Consider the following 5,499-nt stretch of genomic DNA (forward strand, 5'->3'; position numbering starts at 1 on the left):
GCGATAGGTGGCGGCCCGCATCGCCAGGCTGGCGCCGCTCGTCCAGTGATGCGTCGGATGCGCTTCCCACGGCACCGGATCGATCGCGCGCCGCATCGCATGGAGGCGGTGGTAATAAGCCTCGATCCGATCCTGGCGATCGGAGGCCGGTCCCGACGCGCGCACCACCCTTCCCGCGACCAGTTCGACCGCCGACAAAGCGGCAAGGTTGCGGGCGATCCAGTCCGGCGCGGGCTCGCCGTCCGCGTCCGTCGTCAGCAATATGCCATTCGGCGCGACGGCCTCAGCGAGCGCCATCGCGCGGGAGCGCGCGCGCCCGGCGTTGGGCGGTCCCCCGCGATCGCAGCCTTCGGTGCGGATCGTGTAGGGAAGGCCGGGGCGCAGGGATGCCGCGATCGCCTCGCTGCCATCGACGCAATTATCGAAGAACAGGCAGAGCGTGAACGGCGGCGCATCGACCTGACCGGCCAGAGCGGACAGCAGAGGCGGCAGGCGAACGGCTTCGTTGCGGACCGGGACTGCGATGGCGACCGCATCGCGATTGCTTAGCTGCATGGGATCTCGGCGCTCTTGCCGCCCTCTGGAGCGGTGGGGCGGTTGCAACCTAAAATGGACGTGATCTCAGGAGATCGACTTCGATCTGGTGGCGGAGCCCGCCCCCGCGATAAGCGGGGGCGGCGCATTTCACTTTTCGGGATGGCCGGTGCCGGGCTCGGTCGTCTTCGGCGCCTTGCCGTCCTCGACACGGCCCTCGTTGCGCAGGTCGCGCCCTTCCTGGGCCTTTTCCTTGCTTGCTGCCGACTTGCCATGCTCGGCGGCTTCTTCCTCGAGGAATCCGGCCGCTTCCTTGATTTCGCCCTTGATGCTCATCGCTTGCTCCTTATCGGCATGTGCCACCGTGCGTCGTGACGCCAAGCAAATCGCGCTGCTTGCGTTTTTGCTCCCTGCCTCCGCAAATTAAGTGGCGGTATTGATTTGGGATAAGTTTCGCTGGCGCGCCAGTTCGGCGGCATACGCGCTGTCGGCGCGGCGCGCATTTCCGTCCTCCGTGGTGTGCAGCAGGCCGTTGGGGCACGGCCGCTCGTCATCCCATCCGGGATGATCGAGGATAGGATAGAGGCACAGGCCCTCGACCGGCACACCCAGCCGCCGCGCCTCCCGGACCTCGCCCGCGACATGCGCCAGCCAGGCGGGGCGCTCGTCGCCCTCGATCCCCGTTTCGGCGACGAAGATGGGGCGGCCATAGCGGGCGTAGGTCTCCGCCAGCATCCGGTGAAACGGCTTGTGCAGCGGGTGGGCGCGATCGATCGTCGGGCCGCCATGGATCCACTGGTTGTTGTGATAATAATTGACCCCGACGATATCGAGCAGATCGGAGCGGCCGCCGATCTGCGGCCAGATGCGGCCGGCGATCAGGTCCCAGCCCTGGAACTGCGCCTGACGATGCCCTTCGGCGTGCGGCGCGTCCCACGGCCGGGCGGGATCGGTGACGACGTTGATGACGGGATCGACATGCGCGAAGCGCGCGGCGGGATCCTCCGCGCGGATCGCCGCCATCGCGGCGATCGCGGCGCGCGCGAGCTGCACCTTCAGCTCGAAGCCCCGGCCGCGCGCGAAGGGGTTGAGGTAAGCGGCGTCGCCCCCGCCCCACGCCAGGAACGAGATTTCGTTGACCGGGCAGTAGAAGCGGGTGCCCGGCGTCTGCGCGCGGATCACGCGCGCCGCTTCGGCGGCAAAGCGCGCGAAGCGCGGAACGAACGCCGGGCTCCACACGTCGATATCGTCGGGCCAGCCGTAATGGAGCAGGTCCCAGATCACCTGGGCGCCGGCCGCCGCCGCGCCGGCGAGCTGGGCGGTCAGGCTGGACCAGTCGTAACGGCCAGGCGCCTGCTCGATCAGGTGCCAGCGGATCCCGTCGCGCACCGTGAGGATGCCGTGCGCGCCGAGCGTGCGATAATCGGCTTCGGCCAGTTGATCGTGCCGGGTCGCCGCGATCATATCGACGCGACGCCGGTCATGCGCGCGGCGGTGGCTCGAGCATTCGAAGCCGCCCTGGAAGAAGCTGCGGAACAGGGAGGGCGCGGCCGGCGGTCGCGCGCGGCGCACGGCTTCGAACAATCGCTCCCATTGCGGCACCACCGCCGCGACCGCATAATCCGCGCGCACCTTGGCATGAAGTGCCGTGCCGAGATCGCGGCGCAGCGCGGGATCGTCGATCAGCCGCACGATCGCCGCAGCGACCGCCCCGGGCGCTTCGTGCGGCACGAACAGCCCGCTCGCGCCATCCTCGATCTGTTCGAGCGTGCCGTTGTCGGCGGTCGCGATCACCGGCAGCGCCGCCGCGCCCGCTTCAGCGACGACATGGGGCATGCCCTCGCCGCGCGACAGCCAGACGAAGACGTCGAGCGCCGAGAGCAAGGCGGGAATGTCGGCGCGGTCGCCGAGGAAGCTCAGCGCGCCGTCGAGGCCGAGCGCGCGGGCCTGCCCGCGCAGCCGCACGGCATAATCGGGCATGAACGCATCGGGGCCGCCGATGACGAGGAAGCGCGCCTCGGGCCTTTCCGCATGGACGCGCGCGGCGGCGGCGATGAAATCCTCGACGCGCTTCTTGGCGTCGAGCCGGCCGACCCAGCCGATCAGCGGCACGCCGTCGCCGATCCCCAGCGCCGCGCGCGTCGGCGCGCGGGCGGCGGGATCGAACGCCGCCATGTCGACCATCGAGGGGATGGCGAGCGCGTCCGCCTCGCGCCCCGGCATGCGGCCCGCGGCGGCGTCGCGGATCGAGGTGCAGACGCCGACGTAACGCGTGGTGAAATGCTTGGGCCCGGCGAGCGCCTCGGAGACCAGCCCGCCATGCTCGATCAGCGGCGGGCGCAGATGCAGCCGTTCGAGTGCTGGATAGATGTCGGCGACGTTCTGGCACGATACCACCGCATCGTAGCCCGGCACGATCCCCGCGAGATAAGCGACCGTATCCTCGAACGAGAGATGATAGGGCGTGCGATCGACCCGCACCCCCAGCGCCTCGAGCTGGTCGTGGCTCTGTTCCGGCATGCCCGGCTTGCGGAAGCAGGCGACGACATCGATCGCGTAGCGCGCCGGATCGAGCGCCTGGGCGAGCAGGCGCACCTCGGTCTCCTCGCCGCCGACCACCAGCCAGGCGAAGACGAACAGGATGCGTATCGGGGCGGGCGCGTCGGTTATCACCCTCCTCCCGTCACCCCGGCCTTGAGCCGGGGTCCCGCTAACTCGACCCGCGCCGACGAAGCGGGACCCCGGCGCAAGGCCGGGGTGACGAAGCGCGATACGGTCAATCGGCGCCCTTGAAGACGATCTGCAAAAATTCGGGCCGGTCGGCGACGAGGTGGCGCAGGAAAGCGGGCGCTTCCTCGATCGGGATCACATGGGTGATGAGCTGCTGCCGTATCTCCGCGCCGCGCGCGCCGAGCAGCCTTACCGTTTCTTCCGACAGACGGCGCTTGTCCCACGCATGCCCCATCCCGCGCGGCACGCGATTGATCTGCGCGCAGCGCAGATTGAGGCCGTTATGGTGGAACTCCTCGCCGAGCCGCAGCCGATCGGCGCCGCCCTGGTAGAAGGCGAGGTCGATCACCGTGCCCTGGGGCCTCAGCGCCTGCATCGCGGCGTGGAGCGACGCGCTGTCGGCGCGCGTCTGGAAGACGATGTCGGCGCCGCGATCATTGCCGCCATGGTGCCAGCGCGCCTTGGCATGGTTCCAGGCGTCCGCCTCGGTCATCTGGGTGAGGCCGAGGCAGGCGGCGCGCATCCGGCGGAATTCCGAAGGATCGGCGATCACCACCTCGCTCGCGCCAGCGGCCTGCGCGAACAATGCGACGAACAGCCCGACGATGCCCGCGCCGATCACCAGCACGGGCCGTCCCGCGATCCCGGCGCCGAACGCGGGCGCGTTCGCCCCGAGCATCTCGGCATCGGCGTGGAGGATGCCGTTGGCGGCGATCGGCCCCATCTGGCCCACATAGATGCCGAGGATCGGATCGATCCCGGCGGGCAGCTTGGTCAGCACGTCGTGGAAGGGATCGGCGGTGTGCCCGGTCTTGTGGCCGAAGACCGCGCCGATCACGTCGCCGGGCGCATAATCCCATGCGTTCGATTCGACGACGCGCGCGCTTTCCATATAGCCGAGGAACGGCACCGGATAATGCGCCTCGGCCTCGCCAGGCACGAACACGCCGCGCCCCGCATCCCAGCGCGAGTGGAGATAGGGGTTGGTGTTCTTGACGAAGGTCAGCTCGGTGCCCGCCGAAAAGCCCGTGTAGAGCATCTCCAGCCGGACCTGGCCGGGGCCCGGCGGCCCCTCGTCATAGCCGTGCAGATAGGCCTCGTACGGGCGCTCGACGCCGAGCGAGCGGATGTGGCGCCACTCAGACATCGGCGCCCTCCAGCACGATCGCCTGCCCGGTCCGCGCCGATTCGCCGATCGCGAGCGCCAGCCGGTGCGTCGCTACCGCCTCGGCATAGGGGCAGCGGATCGCATTCGCCTTGCCCTGCACCGCATCGACGAAGTCGCGATCCTCGCGCCAAACCGGATCGCCCTCGGCGCCGCGCACGGGCCGGCCGCGGCCGACGTCGACCATCAGGTCGTGGTCGGTGATCTCGACCGCGAGCCTGTCGCCGAACAGGTGGAGGCCGACGCGGTGGTTCCAGCCGAGCAGGCAGGTCGAGGCGAAATTGGCGATCGCCCCGCTCGCGAACTGGAGGCTGGCGGTGCTGACCGTCGGCACGTCGAGGCCGGGGAACTCCGGCCGCTCGATATGCCCCGCCAGCCCGTAGACCCGCGTCACCGCGCCGCCGAGATAGCGCGCGAGATCGAGCAAATGGGTGGTCTGCTCGACCATCTGCCCGCCCGACTGGTCGGCGTGCCACCACCACACCGGCGGCGGCGTCGAATCGAGCCAATAGCCCGACATCAGCTTCGCCGGATTGTGCGCGAGCAGCGCGCGGACCTCGTCGACCGTGTCGAGATAGCGCCAGTGATAGCCGACCGCCGTCACCAGCCCCGCCGCCGCGACCTCCGCTGCGATCGCCTCGGCGGTGGCGAGATCGAGCGCGACGGGCTTCTCGACGAAGAAGGGCAGCCCCGCCCCGATCGCCGCGCGTTCGGGCGCGCCGTGCGCGAACGGCGGCACGCAGATGTAGAGCGCGTCGAGCTCGGTCGCGGCAAGCATCGCCTGCGGATCGGTGAAGGCGCGCGCGCCGAAGCGGGCGGCGGCGTCTCGCGCGCGGGCCTCGTCGACGTCGCAGACCGCAACGATGGCGACGTCCTCGAACCGCTCCAGCACGCCGAAGTGGCGGTGGGCGATACCGCCGGCGCCGATGAAACCGATCCTCGTCACATGGTCTCCCGTCCGGGCCGGCGCTTCGCCGACCGCCTGTTCGTAGAGCGCCGCGGTCTCTTCGATCATGCGGCTCGCGGTATAAAGGTCGCGCTGGCGCTCGCCCGCCGCCGCCGCGACCGCC

General features: G+C 70.0%; 5 protein-coding genes. All 5 read right to left on the reverse strand.

All coding sequences use genetic code 11. The annotated features are described in order from the left end of the window. Positions 1-555: glycosyltransferase family 2 protein (locus tag HUU94_RS03660; protein WP_174273762.1), on the reverse strand; the 555-nt coding region annotated here is incomplete at its 3' end. A gap of 129 nt (positions 556-684) precedes the next feature. Continuing rightward, entirely contained in the window at positions 685-870 is a 186-nt protein-coding gene (locus HUU94_RS03665) for a hypothetical protein (RefSeq protein ID WP_174273763.1), read from the reverse strand. Between the two features lie 87 nt (positions 871-957). After that, positions 958-3,207, reverse strand: coding sequence for a glycosyltransferase family 4 protein (locus HUU94_RS03670; RefSeq protein WP_217429558.1), 2,250 nt, complete (start codon positions 3,205-3,207; stop codon positions 958-960). A gap of 103 nt (positions 3,208-3,310) precedes the next feature. Continuing rightward, the gene (locus tag HUU94_RS12645) at positions 3,311-4,411 is read right to left on the reverse strand and encodes a zinc-dependent alcohol dehydrogenase (protein ID WP_217429559.1); all 1,101 of its coding nucleotides are present in this window, start codon (positions 4,409-4,411) and stop codon (positions 3,311-3,313) included. After that, the coding region (locus HUU94_RS12650; protein WP_217429560.1) for a Gfo/Idh/MocA family protein at positions 4,404-5,499 on the reverse strand (1,096 nt) is incomplete at its 5' end. The genes HUU94_RS12645 and HUU94_RS12650, both read right to left, overlap by 8 nt.

The organism is Sphingomonas bacterium (assembly GCF_903644055.1).
Lineage (GTDB): Bacteria > Pseudomonadota > Alphaproteobacteria > Sphingomonadales > Sphingomonadaceae > Sphingomonas_I.